Below are 18041 nucleotides of genomic sequence, written 5' to 3'. Positions count from 1 at the left end.
CCATCCGCCTCAAAAAGTTTTTACACTTATTATTATAGTTTTTAAATTAAAAAAATTCAATCGCGGCGCGCCAACTGCTTTTTGCATCACGGCATGAAACTGTTAAAATGGTTGATATGATGAAGTAAACAGAAAAAGGGAAGTGCGGCAGTTGAACATTGGAATCATTGGCGGCGGTGCGATTGGTCTGCTTTGTGCCAGTTATTTATCACAGCATCATGACATCACTGTTTTAACAAGAAGAAAAGAACAAGCAGAGGAGATTCAAACATCAGGAATTAAGCGAATGGTAAAAGGAGAGACATTCCGGTCGGCTGCTCAGGCACGGGCAGGCATTACAGGACGATTTGATCTGCTGATTGTGACAGTGAAATATCATCATTTGCAAGAGGTGCTTGATGAACTATCGACATTACCTCGTCAGCGAATCTTATTTTTACAAAATGGCATGGCCCACTTATTAGATTTAGAAAACTGGAAAACGGCGCATACAATTTATATAGGTGTCGTAGAGCACGGGGCCATGAAGGTATCAGATCATGCAGTAAACCATACAGGGATTGGTGTCATCAAGTGGGGGGCTTTTCATCCTGAGGATGCAGCTGATGTGAGAAATGCTTTAAACGGAACGCCGGCTCATTTTCAGATGATTTATACGGATGAATGGAAAAAAGTGCTGGAGGAAAAACTGCTAGTCAATGTCTGCATTAACCCGCTCACGGCATTATTGCATGTGAAAAATGGGGAATTGATCGCAAATCCTTCATATGAATACATGATGAAATGTGCATTTGAAGAAGCATTGTCCATTTTAGGTCTGGCTGAAAAAGAGCAGCTCTGGTCACACGTCGTTTCAATTTGTAAGAAAACGGCCGCCAATCAATCGTCGATGCTTCAAGATATCGTCAAAGGCCGTGAAACCGAAAGAAAAGCCATCGTTGGCTATCTTTTAAAAAAGGCTCAAGCTCAAGAGATTCTGGCGCCTCATCTTACTTTCTTCAATCGAAGCTTGGAAGTATTGGAAAAAAAGCAAACAAAATCTTTTGAGTGAGCTCATTTACATGCTATACTTTTTTCGGGAAACTAACTATTTATTGAAGAAAGGAAGTTCTAAACATGCAATTGACTGAACTTTCCATCCGAAGTCAGAATTTATTCATACGTGATTATATAGAAGAAAAAAAAGAGATGACTGCTTTTTTTGATTATGATATACATTCTGAGCACACATGGAAAAAGAGATACGACGATCTCATGGAAATGAGCTTCCCGCGGGAGGCTTTAGCAGATTATATGAGCGCATACCACGCAAAGTTTGAATCGGCAGCGATGCGTCAGAACATTGAAAAGATCCGTGACAAGCGGAGTGTCATGGTGGTTGGAGGGCAGCAGGCAGGCCTACTTTCAGGACCGCTTTATACCATACATAAAATCATATCCATTATTCAGTTCGCAAAAGAAAAAGAATCAGCGCTTGGCGTTCCTGTGATTCCAGTCTTTTGGGTAGCAGGTGAGGATCATGACGTAGATGAAATTAATTTTGTCTACACATCTGGCGAAAAAGGTCCAGTCAAGCAAAAGCTGCCATTACATAACGTCAAAAAAACTGCTGCAAAAAGAACAGCGCTGCATCAAGAAAAAACAGAGAAATGGCTACGTGACGTGTTTTCAACGTATGAGGAATCTGCATATACAAATGGCTTGCTTGATCAGCTTCTTCGATGTTTACGCAAATCACAAACGTTTACGGATTTCTTTGAATGGATTGTATGCGACCTTTTTGAAGAAGATGGACTTCTTCTATTTAATTCAGGAGACTTAGGCGTTAAACCACTTGAGCGTACGTTGTTCAAGCACATTGTCGAGACAAATGATGCGGTCACAGCTCGTTTGAATGAAACGCAGGCTGCCATGAAACGAGCGGGATATCAGCCGATCATTGAAGCTGGTGACAATCAGGCGAACCTGTTTTACGAATATGATGAGGAGCGTTTCCTTATTGAAAAAGAAAACGGCCAGTTTTCTATATCAGAAGTGGGGCTTACATGGACAAAAGAAGAGCTTTTGCAGGAAATTGAGGAGCACCCAGAACGGTTCAGCAACAATGTGGTGACGCGCCCCTTAATGCAGGAAACCCTTCTCCCGACACTTGCTTTTATGGCAGGACACGGTGAAGTCAACTATTGGGGAGAGCTGAAAGGAATCTTTGAGCATTTTAAATTAAAGATGGCACCTGTTCTTCCAAGACTGCACGTGACCATTCTTGAAAGGCACATCGATAAGAAGCTGCCGGCTAGAGAACTTTCTGTAGAAGAAGTGCTCACAAGCGGAGTAAAAGAAAAGAAAGAGGCTCACTTTGAGCAGAGCCTTCCAGACAGCTTTGTTCAAGCCGTTGATCATGCAAAACGTGAATTAGCGAAAGTTCACGGTGTATTGAGAAAAGAAGCACTGGAGGTTGAACCAAACTTCGAGCAGCTGCTAGATAAAAATGCCAAATTTATCGAAGACCAGCTTCAATTTGTTTATCAAAAGGTGGCGCAGCGTGTGGAAGAGAAGGAAGGATATATCCTTCGGGATTTTGAACGGATTGAAAACAGCTTAAAGCCACTAGATGCCCCGCAAGAAAGAATTTGGAATATCATGTACTTTTTAAACAAATATGGTCCAGAATTCTTCAAAACGTTCAAAAATCTGCCATTTTCATTTCAAAACAAGCAGCAAATTGTCAAACTTTGAAATAAAGTTTTAATGAACCCTGACTAGTTCAGGGTTTTTTTTTATGTAGAAACAGTGTAAAATAAGTTTTGTGGAGAGAAGTGGTGGATAGTGGAGAGTAAGGGTGAGAAAGTGGGGCTCTGATTATCATGTTCATGGGTGAATACCAACATACGATTGATACAAAAGGGCGCATGATCATCCCTGCTAAATTTAGAGACGGTCTCGGAGAACAGTTTGTGCTGACGAGAGGGCTTGATCAATGTTTATTTGGCTACCCTATGAGTGAGTGGAAACTAATCGAAGAGAAACTCAAAGCACTGCCGCTAACGAAAAAAGATGCACGTGCGTTTACCCGGTTCTTCTTCTCCGGCGCAGTTGAATGCGATCTGGACAAGCAGGGGCGTATTAACATCGCATCAAACCTACTCCAATATGCAAAACTCGAAAAAGAATGTGTGGTCATCGGCGTTTCAAATCGAATTGAGTTGTGGAGTAAGTCGATCTGGGAACAATATACAGAAGAGCAAGAAGATTCTTTTGCTGAAATTGCTGAAAACATGATTGGGTTTGATATATAATAATCCCTTGTGCAGCAAGCTTTCTACACATTCATTTCTATTTGAAAAAGGTGGGACCATAACATCATGTTTCAACATGAGACAGTATTATTAAAAGAAACAGTTGACGGTTTAAACGTCAAAGAAGACGGTACATATGTAGACTGCACGCTGGGCGGAGCAGGTCATAGCTCATATTTACTATCTCAACTATCAGAAAAAGGTACATTGATTGGATTTGACCAAGACGATGCTGCACTGGATCATGCACGAGAGAAGCTCGCGGATGCTAAAGCGAACATTCTTTTCATAAAAAGCAACTTCCGATATTTAAAAGAACGTCTGAATGAACAAGGCATTACAAGCGTAGACGGTGTGATTTTTGATCTTGGGGTTTCATCTCCTCAGCTCGACACACCAGAGAGAGGCTTTAGTTATCACCATGATGCACCTCTTGACATGCGAATGGATCAAACAGCCGCATTGTCGGCAAAGCAAGTGGTGAATGAATGGCCATTTGAAGATCTAGTTCGGATTTTCTACAAATATGGGGAAGAAAAATTCAGCAAGCAAATCGCACGCAAAATTGAAGAAGCTAGAAAAAAAGCGCCAATTGAAACAACAGGTGAGCTTGTCGACATTATCAAAGAAGGAATTCCCGCACCTGCAAGACGAACTGGCGGACATCCAGCAAAAAGAGTGTTTCAAGCGATCCGAATTGCCGTAAATGATGAATTGAAAGTTTTTGAAGAAGCACTAGAACAAGCAATAGAGTTACTCAATCCGAAGGGGAGAATTTCTGTCATTACATTCCATTCACTTGAAGACCGGATTTGTAAAAGTACATTTAAAGAAATGTCTTCTCTTCCAGAACTTCCGCACGGACTACCAGTGATTCCAGAAGGACTTGAACCAAAGCTGAAGCTGATCACGAGAAAACCAATCGTTGCATCAGAACAAGAGCTGGAACATAACAACCGTGCCCGTTCAGCGAAGCTCCGAATTGCAGAAAAAAAGTAAAACGACACCATAGATGATGATAAAAAGGAGGTTTCTTATGAGTAATTTGGCTTACCAAAGAGAAGTAAAACAATATCAAACAGAGCAGCAAGGCCAATCGGTTGTTATTAAAAGAAGAGGTTCTATCACACTTGGTGAAAAAATCTTACTTGTCATGTTTGTCATGGCTCTTATGTGCAGCTCCATTCTCATCATTTCTAAAGCCTTTGCTGTCTATCACGCCAATATCGAGGTGCAGAAATTAGAGCAGCAAGTATCTTTAGAATCGAAGAAGATTACTGAGCTTCAAAAGGAAAAAGACTTGCTGAGTGAACCAGAAAGAATTATCGAAGCTGCGAAAAAAGCAGGCTTAAGCATTTCGAAAGATGTTAAGAAGGTCGATTAAGATGGCGATGCCTAAAAAGAATAAAATGATGAACAGAGGCGCGGCAATTGCGAGTATTTGCTTCGCCCTGTTTTTCTTTATCATCCTTGCACGTTTTATTTATATTCAGATTACAGGAACGGTCGATGGTCAAGTGTTAGCCGCAAAGGCAAATGAACAATATCAATCGAAGAAAACACTTGAAGCCAAAAGAGGGTCTATTTTAGACCGAAATGGGAATGTGATTGCCGAGGATACATCTGTCTATAAACTCATTGCGATCATGAGCAAGAAAATGACGGTCGATCCAAAGCACCCAATGCATGTCGTCGACAAAGAAAAGACAGCAAAAGAGCTGTCAAAAGTAATTGATATGAGCGAAAGCGAAATTTTAAAGCGTCTGAATACTAAAGGTGCGTTCCAAGTTGAGTTTGGTAAAGCTGGGAAAGACATCAGTTTTTCAACAAAGGAAAAAATTGAAAAGCTAAAGCTGCCAGGGATCGCATTTGAAAAAGACACGAAGCGATATTATCCAAACGGCATGTTTGCTTCAAATCTGATCGGTTATGCAAGATTAGATGAGGCGACAAAGGACATGTCAGGCGCGATGGGACTTGAGAAGGCGCTGAACAAATTTTTAAAAGAAAAAGACGGCTATGTGACATATAACAGTGACAGAAGTGGATGGGCTCTTCCAAATAGTAAAGAAGACATTGTCGCTCCGAAGGATGGAAAAAATGTCACGCTGACAATCGATCAAAAAATCCAAGCGTTCCTTGAAGAAAGTATGACGCAGGTTGCCAAAAAATATAAACCGAAGAAAATCATTGCTACAGTCGTTGACCCAAAAACGGGCAAGGTGCTCGCGATGGGACAGCGGCCAAGCTTTAATTTAAATGAATTAGACATTACGAATTATAACAATGATGTCATTTCATATGCGTTTGAACCAGGTTCAACGATGAAAATCTTTACACTTGCTGCGGCAATCCAAGAAGGGGTCTACCAAGGCAATGATAAATATCAATCTGGTACTTATAAAGTAGGCGGCGGCCTTGTAAGAGACCATAACAACGGAAATGGCTGGGGGAAAATTGACTTTCATGAAGGTGTTCTCCGTTCGTCAAACGTAGCCTTTGCAAAGCTGGCAAAAGAAAAGTTAGGCTTCACGCGCTACGAACAATATTTGCAGAAGTTCCATTTCTACGACAAAACAGGTATTGACTTGCCGAACGAAGCGTCTAGTAAAATCAATTACAGATACGAATATGACAAAGCATCGACAGCTTACGGTCAAGCGTCTGCTATTACACCGATTCAACAAATCGAAGCAGCGACAGCGATAGCAAACGGCGGAACGATGATGAAGCCATATGTCATTGATCATATTACAGACCCGAACACAAACAAAACGATTTTACAGCACGAACCAACAGTAGCTGGAAAACCAATTTCCTCAGATACAGCAAAGCAAGTACGTGACATTTTAGGTGAGGTTGTTTCATCGAAGATTGGAACAGGTCAGCCTTATCAAATCAAAGGCTTTGACGTTGCTGGAAAAACAGGAACAGGACAAATTGGCGGTGCCGGCGGTTACCTCCAAGGAAGAAATGATTACGTCTTTTCATTTATGGGAATGGCGCCAAAAGATGATCCAAAGCTGCTCGTTTATGTAGCTGTACAGCAGCCGCAGCTGTCTGACACAGAAACTGGCTCTGCCCCAGTTGCACAAATCTTTAACCCAGTGATGAAAAATAGTCTGCTATATTTAAATATTGCACCAACAAAAACAGACGATAAAAAATCAGGCGAACAAAAAGTGAAGCAAGAAACAATGCCTTCATTCTTAGATTTAGAAGTGAAGCAGGCGGAAACTGAAGCCAAAAACAAAAACTTAACGCCTGTTGTCATCGGCGACGGCCTCTCCATTAAACGACAGTGGCCAAGTGCAGGTTCTGAATTCTCTGAAAGCCAGAAAGTTTTCTTGAAAACAGCAGGAAAAACCATCAAAATGCCTGATATGACAGGCTGGTCGAGAAGAGAAGTCCTTCAATATGCATCCATTTCCGGTGTGCATATCGAAACAAAGGGACAAGGATATGCTGTCAAACAAAGTGTTAAAAGTGGAGCGGAGATTTCAGATAAAGTTGTCACTGTGACATTTAAAAGCCCGAATTAATTGCAAAACCTAGCAAACGACTTGCTAGGTTTTTTCTTTTGCCGAGCGGGATAGACGAGACGTTCTACATAAGGACGGGCCTGCATATGATGGAAACAAGCCATATGTATGTAAGGAGTGAACCGGGCGTGCGAGTATCAAGTGTAACAGTGAGAAAACGATTGCTTTTCGTGCTGCTGATTGGGGTGATCATTTTTTTCATCATAGATACTAGATTAGGATATGTACAGTTTATTATGGGTGAAAAGCTCACAAGCTTAGCAAAAGATTCATGGAGCCGGAACCTCCCGTTCGAACCAGAAAGGGGAGATATTTTGGACCGAAATGGGGTGGAACTTGCGACGAACAAAAGTGCCCCATCTATATTGGTCGTTCCGCGGCAAATTAAAGATCCCGCAGAAACAAGCAAGAAACTGGCGGCAGTACTGAATATGTCTGAGGAGAAAGCGTACAAGCATGTCACAAAGAAAACATCAATCGAACGAATTTCTCCAGAGGGGAGAAAAGTATCTCATGAAAAAGCAAAAGAAGTCAGAGAGCTTGATTTAGATGGCGTTTATGTTGCGGAAGACAGCATCAGACACTATCCCTTCGGCAGTTTTCTTTCTCATGTGCTTGGCTTCGCTGGAATTGATAATCAAGGGTTACTTGGACTGGAAGCCTATTATGATGATGACCTAAAAGGTGAAAAAGGCTCTGTAAAGTTCTATTCCGATGCAAAAGGGCAGAAAATGCCAGATGAAGCAGATGATTATACACCGCCTAAAGATGGCCTTGATATGAAGTTAACTGTCGATGCGAAAGTACAAACCATCATAGAGCGGGAATTAGACAACGCGCAGGCAAAATATAACCCAGACGGCATGATTGCAATTGCGATGAATCCGAAGAACGGTGAAGTGCTTGGGATGTCGAGCAGACCGGATTTTGATCCAGCGGATTATCAATCAGTTGACTCGAAAGTGTTTAACCGAAATCTACCGGTGTGGAGCACATATGAGCCAGGTTCAACGTTTAAAATAATTACACTTGCAGCAGCACTAGAAGAGAAAAAAGTCAATTTAAAACGCGATCATTTTTTTGACAGCGGATCTGTAACAGTAGATGGTGCAAGGCTTAGGTGCTGGAAAAAAGGCGGGCACGGATCACAGTCATTTTTAGAAGTGGTGCAAAACTCATGTAACCCTGGCTTTGTTGAACTAGGCGACCGTCTAGGAAAGGATAAATTATTTTCCTATATTAAAAATTTCGGGTTTGGCCAAAAAACAGGAATTGATCTTCAAGGGGAAGGGCGAGGCATTTTGTTCCCGCTGGACCGAGTTGGCCCTGTAGAGCAGGCGACAACTGCCTTTGGTCAAGGTGTATCTGTTACGCCGATACAGCAAGTAGCTGCCGTAGCCGCAGCGGTAAATGGCGGAACACTTTACACGCCGTACATTGCAAAAGAATGGATAGATCCAATCACAAAAGAGGTTGTGAAAAAGCAATCACCGATTGCCAAAAAGAAAGTGATTTCAGCAGAAACATCAAAAGAAATCAGATATGCGCTTGAAAGTGTAGTCGCTCAAGGGACTGGCCGAAATGCATTTGTTGAAGGATATCGAGTTGGCGGAAAAACAGGGACAGCACAGAAGGTAAAAGACGGCAAGTACATGGAAAATAACCACATTGTGTCGTTTATCGGCTTTGCGCCTGCTGATGATCCAAGTATCGTTGTATATGTGGCTGTAGATAACCCGAAAGGCACCATTCAATTTGGCGGGACAGTTGCTGCACCAATTGTGGGTCATATTATGCGGGACAGCCTGCCTGAAATGGGTGTGAAAAAAAGAAAAGGACAAATTGAAAAGAAGTACCAGTGGCTGGACACAAAAACCATTGAGGTACCGAATCTTGTAGGGGGATCTGTTTCAGACCTTGAATCCCTCCTGATTAATCTTAAGATCGATGCTTCTGGAACTGGCAGTAAAGTGGTGAAGCAATCACCTGCTGCTGGGACGAAGGTCAAAGAAGGCTCCACCATCAGATTATACTTAAACGATGAATAATAAAGAATGAACAGAGGGTAGCCGCACTCATTCGGCTGCCTCTTTTTGTTGAAAGAGAAGGTCTGTTTGAAAAAAAGAACCTAAAGTGTGTTTTTTCCAAGAGAAACTTAAGGAATACGCTGGATGTATCCTTTTTTTTACGATAAAATATAGACTGTGTGTTTTTTTCGCAAGACATGCACGTGAACGAATTTGAGAGGTTTGATATGAAATGAAATTACAAGAACTCCTTACATACTTTAAAAGTGAAAACAACGAATTAATAAACGAAAATCCTGATATCACTTCCATCGAAATGGATTCTAGAGAGGTGAAAAAAGGAAGCCTTTTTGTCTGTATAAAAGGCTATACAGTAGATGGACACGATTATGCTGAAAAAGCGGTGAAAAGCGGGGCTGCAGCGATTGTAGCAGAACACCCTCTTAACATAACAGATGTACCAGTCATTATTGTGAAACACTCTCAAAGAGCTCTTGCAAGAATAGCTGATGCGTTTTACGAACAGCCAACTCATAAGCTGAATCTCATCGGGATCACAGGCACAAACGGAAAAACTTCCACAACACACATGATTGAACAAATGATGAGAAAAGCCGAAAAGAAAACAGGCTTAATCGGTACGATGTATATGAAGGTGAATGATGACATTCTCGATGTGAAAAACACGACACCTGAAAGTGTCACACTTCAGAAGACCTTTAAACAGATGCTTGATCAAGATGTAGACATAGCCATTATGGAAGTATCATCACACGCACTGCATCTTGGCAGGGTACATGGATGTGATTATGATATTGCCGTTTTCACAAACCTTTCGCAGGACCATCTTGACTACCACAACACAATGGAAGAATATAAACATGCGAAAAGCTTGCTGTTTTCACAGCTGGGCAGTGCCTTTCATCACGATAAGCCAAAGCATGCGATTTTAAATGCGGATGATGATGCTTCGAGTTACTATGAAAAAGTGACAGCTGCTGAAGTCATGACATATGGCTTAGAGCAAAAAGCAGATGTCATGGCAAAGAATATTCAAATCAAGCCGAAGGGAACTCAATTTGATTTAATCACTCCAATTGGCACAAAAAATGTGACAGTTGCCCTCATCGGTAAGTTTAATGTGTACAACATCCTAGCAGCTGTATCAGTAGGGATCGTATCTGGCCTAACATTTGAAACGATTGTGAGTGCTATTGAAGAGCTGGAGGGAGTCAAAGGCCGATTTGAACTTGTGAACTGTGATCAAGATTTCCCTGTCATCGTCGATTACGCCCATACACCTGACAGCTTAGAAAATGTCCTGACAACGTGTAGAGAATTAACAGAGGGCAAAATTTTCTGTGTGATAGGCTGCGGCGGCGACCGTGATAAAACAAAGCGTCCTCAAATGGCCCAAATCGCTGTGAAGTATGCAGATGAGCCTGTATTTACATCAGACAACCCAAGAAGCGAAGATCCTTCAGCTATCTTAAAGGATATGGAAAATGGTGTGCCAGACGCATATTATCATAGCTTTGTGAATCGCAAACAAGCCATCTTTTTTGCAATTGCCAATGCGAAAAAAGGCGATACAGTCTTAATAGCGGGTAAAGGCCATGAGACATATCAAATCGTTGGCGATCAAGTGTACGACTTTGATGATGCAAAGGTTGCTATGGACGCTATTTTAGATCTAAACAAATCTTAAAATGATGAAAAGAGTGTAATGAAATGAAGCATTTTGTACAAAAACAACATACGAAGAACGCGAATGAATACCTTAATAATGAATGCAATTTTCTGATGGAAAACGGCTTTGGAAATTCGGAAGGAGTAAAGAACGATGCTTGAACAGGTGATATTGTTTACAATCATAATGGGATTTTTAATCAGTGTTCTTTTATCCCCGATTTTTATTCCGTTTTTAAGAAGACTTAAATTTGGTCAAAGTATTAGAGAAGAAGGACCACAGTCTCACCAAAAGAAATCAGGTACTCCGACAATGGGCGGAATTATGATTATCTTTTCTATCACAATTACGACGATTGTGATGATCAACAAATTTTCTGAGATTAGTCCAGAAATGTTTTTATTGTTATTTGTCACGCTTGGCTACGGTCTATTAGGATTTTTAGATGATTATATTAAAGTAGCGATGAAACGAAACCTAGGTTTAACATCGAAACAGAAATTAATCGGTCAAATTGTGATCGCAGTGATTTTTTATGCAGTCTTCCATTATTATCAGTTTGCAACGACGATTCGTATTCCAGGAACAGATGTCAGCTTCGATTTAGGATGGGCTTACTTTATTCTTGTTATTTTCATGCTTGTCGGAGGTTCTAATGCTGTGAACTTAACGGATGGACTGGATGGTCTATTATCTGGAACCGCTGCTATTGCCTTTGGAGCCTTTGCTATACTGGCTTGGAATCAATCACAGTACGATGTAGCGATCTTTTCAGTAGCTGTTGCTGGAGCCGTTCTTGGGTTTCTTGTGTTTAACGCGCATCCTGCAAAAGTATTTATGGGTGATACAGGGTCGCTTGCTTTAGGCGGAGCGATTGTAGCGATTGCCATTTTAACAAAGCTTGAAATTTTACTTGTCATTATTGGAGGAGTATTTGTTGTCGAAACGTTATCCGTTATTCTTCAAGTGATCTCCTTTAAAACAACTGGAAAAAGAATCTTTAAGATGAGTCCGCTTCACCACCACTATGAGTTAGTTGGCTGGTCTGAGTGGAGAGTAGTTGTCACCTTCTGGACAGCTGGTTTATTACTTGCTGTTTTAGGAATTTACATCGAGGTGTGGTTATAATTGAATAAGATGCAAATGTTAAAAAACGAACATGTACTAGTATTAGGTCTTGCAAAAAGCGGATATGCGGCAGCTTCAATTCTTCATGAGCATGGAGTGAATGTTATAGTAAATGACCAAAAGCCGTTTGAAGAAAATGAACCTGCTCAACTTCTTTCTGAAAAGGGGATTGATGTCATTTGTGGCAGCCATCCTCTTCGTATGTTCGATGATAATGAAATAACGATTTTAATTAAAAATCCAGGAATTCCATATGAAAATGTGATGGTTCAAGAGGCGATTCGACGCCAAATTCCAGTTTGGACGGAAATTGAATTAGCTTATCATTTAACCTCAGCTCCTTTTATAGGGATTACTGGATCAAATGGAAAAACCACTACCACGACTTTGATTTATGAAATGCTGAAACACGACAGTCAAAAAACTTTAGTGGCAGGTAATATTGGCACAGTTGCCAGCGAAGTCGCTGCAAAGGCAGCTGGCGATGAGTGGATTGTAACTGAGCTGTCTTCTTTTCAGTTAATGGGAACAGTTGATTTTAGACCTAAAATCAGCTTAATATTAAATATTTTTGATGCACATTTAGACTATCACCACACTCGTGATGAATATGAAAAAGCAAAGCAGAAAGTATACGCACATCAACTTGAAGATGACATAGCTGTCATTAACCTTGATGATCCATCAGTCGTAAAACTGGCCGAAGCTTCAAAAGCAAAAAAAGTATTTTTCTCGGTAAAAGAGCAAGTAGAACATGGTGCGTATATTAAAAATGGTGCGATCTACTACCTAAATGAACATATCATTGATTTAAAGGATGTTGTTCTTCCTGGTGAGCATAACCAAGAAAATATTTTGGCAGCTATTTGTGTTGTGAAAAATGCAGGCTGTTCAAATGAAGCGATCGCACACGTTCTCATGACATTTAGTGGAGTGAAGCATCGTCTGCAGTTTGTAGATACAATTCAAAGCAGAAAATTTTATAACGATAGTAAAGCCACCAATATACTAGCAACAAGTAAAGCATTGTCAGCTTTTAAGCAGCCGACCATTTTACTAGCCGGCGGGCTTGATCGCGGTAATGAATTTGATGAATTGAAGCCTTTTATGAAAAATGTAAAAGGAATCATCACATTTGGTGAGACGGCACCTAAGTTTGTGAAGCTTGGTGAAGAACTGGGAATACATCACGTAAAACATGTCGATAATGTTGAACAAGCAGTACCTGCGGCGTTTAACATTTCTGAAGAAGAAGACGTGATTTTATTATCCCCGGCTTGTGCAAGCTGGGATCAACATAAAACATTTGAAGAACGTGGAGACATGTTTGTAAACGCCGTGCATATGCTTAAATAAGGGCTTGTCTCTCATAATGACTGACAGCCCAAATGAATTATGCTTGGGGTGTCGGTCTCTTGACGAATAAGAAAACTTCTCCGGACTTTTTGCTTGTTGTCATTACGTTACTTTTATTGACGATTGGTTTAATTATGGTGTACAGCGCTAGTGCTGTGTGGGCATCGTATAAATTTGATGATTCGTTTTATTTTGCAAAAAGACAGCTTTTGTTTGCCGGAATCGGAGTTATCGCGATGTTTTTCATTATGCGAGTCGATTATTGGACGTGGCGGACGTGGTCAAAGATATTGATTGCTGTTTGTTTTCTCCTTTTACTGCTTGTACTTATTCCAGGTATTGGTATGGAGAGAAATGGATCAAGAAGCTGGATCGGTGTCGGTGCGTTTAGTATTCAGCCCTCTGAATTTATGAAGCTTGCGATGATTGCGTTTCTTGCAAAATTCTTATCTGAAAAACAAAAAAATATCACATCCTTTCGTAAAGGTTTCGCACCAGCATTAGGCATTGTGTTTTCTGCATTTGCCATCATAATGCTGCAGCCAGATTTGGGAACAGGGACGGTAATGGTTGGAACCTGTATTATTATGATATTTGTTTCAGGTGCGAGAATTGCTCACTTTATATTTCTCGGTCTTTTAGGGCTCAGCGGATTTGCTGCACTCGTCTTATCAGCGCCCTACCGCATAAAACGAATTACATCGTACTTAAATCCTTGGGAAGATCCACTAGGCAGTGGGTTTCAAATTATTCAATCCTTATACGCTGTTGGTCCAGGCGGTCTGTTCGGAATGGGTCTCGGTCAAAGTAGACAGAAATTCTTTTATTTACCTGAGCCTCAAACAGACTTCATCTTTGCGATATTGTCTGAAGAGCTTGGCTTTATAGGAGGATCACTCATTTTGCTGCTCTTTAGTGTTCTATTATGGAGAGGCATACGAATAGCACTTGGAGCCCCAGACTTATACGGAAGTTTCCTAGCAGTTGGCATCATTTCAATGGTTGCCATTCAAGTGATGATTAATATCGCAGTTGTTACTGGACTCATCCCTGTGACAGGTATCACGCTCCCATTCCTAAGTTATGGCGGCTCATCACTGACATTAATGCTGATGGCAATTGGCGTACTTTTGAATGTAAGCAGATACGCTAGATATTAATGTGCTGCTAGTTCATGAAACCATGATGATATTTATTTTGCAAAAGTACAAAAAAATGATTTGAAGAGTGAAAAAGACAGCTTTCGTATTGAAAACATGTTTTCTGACTCTTCTTTACAGGTTTTAACGGAGCCCTGTTGTTTAAAACAGGGTTTATACTTTGTTCAGAGCAGAAAAAAATTGAGGGGAAATGGTATAATGCGTATAGTAATCAGTGGAGGCGGAACAGGCGGACATATTTATCCGGCCTTAGCTTTTATTAAAGAAGTGAAAAGACTGCATCCTAATGTAGAATTTTTATATATTGGTACTGAAAATGGACTTGAAAAGAAAATTGTAGAAAGAGAAAATATCCCTTTCAAGTCCATAGAAATTACAGGTTTTAAAAGAAAGCTTTCCTTTGATAACGTAAAAACGGTGATGAGATTTCTAAAGGGCGTTCAAAAAAGCAAATCTTACTTAAAAGAATTCAAACCAGATGCGGTCATTGGAACAGGTGGTTATGTGTGCGGCCCTGTTGTTTATGCAGCTTCTAAGCTGAAAATCCCGACTATTATTCACGAACAGAACAGTCTGCCTGGAATCACAAATAAGTTTCTGGCGAGATATGTTGATAAGGTAGCCATCTGCTTTGAAGAAGCAAAGGCACATTTTCCTTCTGAAAAGGTTGTATTTACGGGAAACCCTAGAGCCTCTGAAGTCGTCTCTATAAAAGAGGGGAAATCTCTGAAGGAGTTTGGGCTGGATGAAACGAAAAAAACGGTTCTTATTTTTGGCGGGAGCCGGGGTGCTGCGCCGATTAATAGAGCTGTCATTGACATGCAAGATGAATTAAAGGCTAAGAACTATCAGCTTTTATATATCACAGGTGAGGTTCATTATGAAAAAGTGCTGAACGAACTAAAGGAAAAAGGTGCAGCACCTAATATGATTACGAAGCCTTTCTTGCATCAAATGCCGGAGTACTTGAAATCAATTGATGTGATTGTTGCAAGAGCGGGTGCCACGACAATTGCTGAAGTAACAGCCCTTGGAATTCCAACTATTTTTATTCCAAGCCCATACGTGACGGCAAATCACCAGGAAATCAATGCAAGATCACTAGAAAAGCATGATGCTGCAATCGTTTTAAGAGAATCAGAGCTTTCTGGAGAGAGCCTCCTTCATGCCATTGATGAAATTGCTGGTAATGAAGAAAAATTAAACGAAATGAGCCGTTTAACAAAAGAACTTGGAGTACCAGATGCGGCTGGACGTTTATATAATGTATTAAAAGAAATTACGACTACATGATGGAATGATATTAGGTAAGGCGGAGGGTAATATGGAGAACTTGAAGAATGAATTATTAGAAGCGCAAGTCGGTAAAGTGCTTGAAAATGAGCCGCTTGCAAATCATACGACAATGAAAATAGGCGGACCGGCAGATCTATTGATCGTTCCTAAAGATATCGATGCAGTTAAAACGATCATGGATCAGATAAAAAAACACCACGCGGACTGGACGGTTATTGGGAGAGGATCGAATTTACTCGTACTTGATAAAGGAATACGTGGCGTTGTCCTGAAGTTAGGCGCTGGACTTGATCATTTAACTGTAAATGATGAAGAGATTACAGTTGGCGGCGGCTATTCTGTTGTAAGGCTTGCAACGTCTCTTAGTAAGCAGGGTCTTTCAGGGCTGGAGTTTGCAGCTGGTATCCCGGGATCTATCGGCGGTGCTGTTTATATGAACGCAGGTGCGCACGGATCTGATATCAGTAAGATCCTTGTGAAAGCGAGAATCTTATTTGAAGATGGAAGCATCGAGTGGTTAACAAATGAGCAGATGAACTTTAGCTACAGAACATCTGTCCTTCAAAAGGAACGACCAGGCATTGTTCTCGAGGCCGTGTTTAAGCTCAAACAGGATGATCGCGAGAAAATCACAAAGAAAATGCACCAAAATAAAGACTATCGCAAGGAAACACAGCCTTATAATCGACCATGTGCCGGAAGTATTTTTCGAAATCCGCTGCCTGAATATGCAGGACAGCTTGTAGAAAAAGCGAATTTAAAAGGGTATCAAATTGGCGGTGCAAGAATCTCTGATATGCATGGCAACTTTATTGTGAACGCTGGCGGGGCTACTGCTCAAGACGTGCTGGACTTAATTCAGTACATCCAAAAGAAAATTAAAGATGACTACAATGTAGATATGCATACAGAAGTAGAAATTATCGGTGAAGCAAATTAAAAGCTAGTTTTTATGAATGATGGCATCACAGGAAAACAAACGGCATGAAAGAATGCCGTTTGTTTTCTCATCAAAATGATGACCCAAAGGTGTGGACAAGCAGCTTTGAATGGGGTGAAGAATATATATGCGGCCTGATCATGAAAATGAAAAGATCGTCAATATAGAAGAACGAATTCCTAAAATTAAAGAACAAAGGAAGCAGAAAGCGAATCGGAGACTAATTTCTTTTATTCTACTGTTTTTTATCATGGTTCTAATCATTATTTATTTGCAGACACCAATCAGTAAAATCTCTTCTTTAACTATTACGGGTAACGAGCATGTCCCTACAAAACAGCTTGTGAAACTTTCCCAAATTAAAGAAGGCGAAACAGAGTTTTGGAATTTAAATAAAGATTTAACAGCAGATCATATTAAACAAAACAAACTGATTAAAAGTGTCAGTATCAAAAAACATTTTCCGAATAAGGTCAGTATTGCTGTCAAAGAATATGCCAATATTGCGTATCTTCAAAAGGGAAATCTATACTATGAGCTTCTTGAAAATGGGACAGCATTACCAGAAGAAGTCACACCAAGTCATGCAGGACCTATTTTTGTGGATTGGGACAATAAAGAGAAGCTGAAGCAAACTGTAAGATCTTTAAATCAGCTGCCAGCCTCTATTCAGGAACTCATCTCTGAAATATATTATGTGCCGACAAGCTCAAACCAATGGCTCGTTAAATTTTATATGAATGACGGGAACACTGTGATTGCATCGATTAAAACATTCGCTGATAAAATGAAAACCTATCCTGCCATTGTAAAAGAACTTTCTCCTTCTGAAAAAGGCACAATCCATATGGAAGTGGCGACGTATTTTGAATCGTTTAAATCTAAGAAAAAGGAAGATGAACGTTGAGAGGCAAAACAGTTATTTTCTCAATTGTAATGCTTGTTCTTGGTTTTCTGATTTCTTTTTCATACCAATATACTAAGCAGCATCAGGCAGATGTCATTCGCACAGAGCAATGGAAAAAAGAATACTCCTTGAAAAGTCAGCTGACAAAGCAAGAAAAGGCGAATCAGAAACTTGAAAAAGAATTATACAGTCTTCAATCACAGGTTCAAGCCACTGAGTCCAATTTGAAAAATGAAAAAGAGCAGTATTTTAATGTATTGGAAGATGTTGAGAAATACAGGATGTTTACAGGAGAGATCGGCGTAAAAGGAAAAGGGGTAAAAGTATCCCTTGAAGATGCATCTTATATCCCGAGTGGACAAAATGTCAATAATTACATTGTTCATGAGAGCCACATTTTTCATGTGATAAACGAACTATTTATATCAGGGGCCTCTGCCGTATCTATTAATGGACAGAGAATTACACACCAATCATACATACATTGTAACGGCCCAGTTGTCACAGTTGACGGTGTTCAGCATCCAGCGCCGTTTGTCATTTCTGCTATCGGTGATCCGGCTGTGTTAATACCTGCATTAAATATTGCAGGAGGAGTGGTCGATCAGCTGACAAGTGATCACATTTCGATGACGATTGAAAAAAAGGATATTCGTATGAATCCTCTTTTAAAACACAAAGATTAAAAGTGAAAAGGTG

15 protein-coding genes are annotated in these 18041 nt (G+C 40.4%); all 15 read left to right on the top strand.

The window, feature by feature from the left end; translation table 11 throughout:
* Positions 1-151 precede the first annotated feature (151 nt).
* On the top strand, positions 152-1051 hold the full coding sequence (locus tag ACP69X_RS06890) for a 2-dehydropantoate 2-reductase (protein ID WP_426052543.1): 900 nt from the start codon (positions 152-154) through the stop codon (positions 1049-1051).
* A gap of 65 nt (positions 1052-1116) precedes the next feature.
* Positions 1117-2736: a bacillithiol biosynthesis cysteine-adding enzyme BshC gene (gene bshC, locus ACP69X_RS06885; protein ID WP_426052542.1), complete on the top strand. Its 1620-nt coding sequence runs from the start codon at positions 1117-1119 to the stop codon at positions 2734-2736.
* 128 nt (positions 2737-2864) lie between these two features.
* Positions 2865-3296: a division/cell wall cluster transcriptional repressor MraZ gene (gene mraZ, locus ACP69X_RS06880; RefSeq protein ID WP_003211163.1), complete on the top strand. Its 432-nt coding sequence runs from the start codon at positions 2865-2867 to the stop codon at positions 3294-3296.
* Between the two features lie 66 nt (positions 3297-3362).
* Positions 3363-4295: a 16S rRNA (cytosine(1402)-N(4))-methyltransferase RsmH gene (gene rsmH, locus ACP69X_RS06875; protein ID WP_060699162.1), complete on the top strand. Its 933-nt coding sequence runs from the start codon at positions 3363-3365 to the stop codon at positions 4293-4295.
* Between the two features lie 37 nt (positions 4296-4332).
* Positions 4333-4680 (top strand): cell division protein FtsL, encoded by a 348-nt coding sequence (gene ftsL / locus ACP69X_RS06870; RefSeq protein ID WP_039178324.1) that lies wholly within the window; start codon positions 4333-4335, stop codon positions 4678-4680.
* Positions 4681-4687: 7 nt separating this feature from the next.
* Positions 4688-6838, top strand: a complete 2151-nt coding sequence (locus ACP69X_RS06865) for a penicillin-binding protein (protein WP_041085214.1) — start codon at positions 4688-4690, stop codon at positions 6836-6838.
* Positions 6839-6966: 128 nt separating this feature from the next.
* The gene (locus tag ACP69X_RS06860; protein WP_039178327.1) at positions 6967-8886 is read left to right on the top strand and encodes a stage V sporulation protein D; all 1920 of its coding nucleotides are present in this window, start codon (positions 6967-6969) and stop codon (positions 8884-8886) included.
* 211 nt (positions 8887-9097) lie between these two features.
* A complete protein-coding gene (locus ACP69X_RS06855; protein ID WP_426052541.1) occupies positions 9098-10573 on the top strand; it encodes a UDP-N-acetylmuramoyl-L-alanyl-D-glutamate--2,6-diaminopimelate ligase in 1476 nt (491 codons plus the stop codon).
* Between the two features lie 135 nt (positions 10574-10708).
* Entirely contained in the window at positions 10709-11683 is a 975-nt protein-coding gene (mraY, locus tag ACP69X_RS06850) for a phospho-N-acetylmuramoyl-pentapeptide-transferase (RefSeq protein WP_034317997.1), read from the top strand.
* Between the two features lie 9 nt (positions 11684-11692).
* Positions 11693-13039, top strand: coding sequence for a UDP-N-acetylmuramoyl-L-alanine--D-glutamate ligase (gene murD / locus ACP69X_RS06845; protein ID WP_041085213.1), 1347 nt, complete (start codon positions 11693-11695; stop codon positions 13037-13039).
* 59 nt (positions 13040-13098) lie between these two features.
* Positions 13099-14199, top strand: a complete 1101-nt coding sequence (gene spoVE, locus ACP69X_RS06840) for a stage V sporulation protein E (RefSeq protein ID WP_024424259.1) — start codon at positions 13099-13101, stop codon at positions 14197-14199.
* Between the two features lie 198 nt (positions 14200-14397).
* Positions 14398-15492, top strand: coding sequence for an undecaprenyldiphospho-muramoylpentapeptide beta-N-acetylglucosaminyltransferase (gene murG / locus ACP69X_RS06835; RefSeq protein ID WP_073979461.1), 1095 nt, complete (start codon positions 14398-14400; stop codon positions 15490-15492).
* A gap of 31 nt (positions 15493-15523) precedes the next feature.
* Positions 15524-16435 (top strand): UDP-N-acetylmuramate dehydrogenase, encoded by a 912-nt coding sequence (murB, locus tag ACP69X_RS06830; RefSeq protein WP_338527578.1) that lies wholly within the window; start codon positions 15524-15526, stop codon positions 16433-16435.
* Positions 16436-16562: 127 nt separating this feature from the next.
* Positions 16563-17342 carry a cell division protein FtsQ/DivIB gene (locus tag ACP69X_RS06825; RefSeq protein WP_073979462.1) on the top strand — a complete coding sequence of 260 codons (780 nt, stop codon included), beginning with the start codon at positions 16563-16565 and terminating at the stop codon, positions 17340-17342.
* Positions 17339-18028: a DUF881 domain-containing protein gene (locus ACP69X_RS06820; protein WP_024424255.1), complete on the top strand. Its 690-nt coding sequence runs from the start codon at positions 17339-17341 to the stop codon at positions 18026-18028. Before ACP69X_RS06825 ends, ACP69X_RS06820 begins: the two co-directional genes overlap by 4 nt.
* Positions 18029-18041 lie beyond the last annotated feature (13 nt).

Source organism: Bacillus sp. DC4300-2b2 (assembly GCF_049895685.1).
Lineage (GTDB): Bacteria > Bacillota > Bacilli > Bacillales > Bacillaceae > Bacillus > Bacillus safensis.
This window is presented reverse-complemented; position numbering and strand designations above follow the sequence as displayed.

What these genes read in the sequence shown, in the direction of transcription:
- ftsL (WP_039178324.1), top strand. Translation starts at nt 4,333, where the DNA reads ATGAGTAATTTGGCTTACCAAAGAGAAGTAAAACAATATCAAACAGAG.
- ACP69X_RS06855 (WP_426052541.1), top strand. Translation starts at nt 9,098, where the DNA reads ATGAAATTACAAGAACTCCTTACATACTTTAAAAGTGAAAACAACGAA.
- murD (WP_041085213.1), top strand. Translation starts at nt 11,693, where the DNA reads ATGCAAATGTTAAAAAACGAACATGTACTAGTATTAGGTCTTGCAAAA.
- ACP69X_RS06825 (WP_073979462.1), top strand. Translation starts at nt 16,563, where the DNA reads ATGCGGCCTGATCATGAAAATGAAAAGATCGTCAATATAGAAGAACGA.
- murB (WP_338527578.1), top strand. Translation starts at nt 15,524, where the DNA reads ATGGAGAACTTGAAGAATGAATTATTAGAAGCGCAAGTCGGTAAAGTG.
- ACP69X_RS06865 (WP_041085214.1), top strand. Translation starts at nt 4,688, where the DNA reads ATGCCTAAAAAGAATAAAATGATGAACAGAGGCGCGGCAATTGCGAGT.
- mraZ (WP_003211163.1), top strand. Translation starts at nt 2,865, where the DNA reads ATGTTCATGGGTGAATACCAACATACGATTGATACAAAAGGGCGCATG.
- bshC (WP_426052542.1), top strand. Translation starts at nt 1,117, where the DNA reads ATGCAATTGACTGAACTTTCCATCCGAAGTCAGAATTTATTCATACGT.
- murG (WP_073979461.1), top strand. Translation starts at nt 14,398, where the DNA reads ATGCGTATAGTAATCAGTGGAGGCGGAACAGGCGGACATATTTATCCG.
- rsmH (WP_060699162.1), top strand. Translation starts at nt 3,363, where the DNA reads ATGTTTCAACATGAGACAGTATTATTAAAAGAAACAGTTGACGGTTTA.
- mraY (WP_034317997.1), top strand. Translation starts at nt 10,709, where the DNA reads ATGCTTGAACAGGTGATATTGTTTACAATCATAATGGGATTTTTAATC.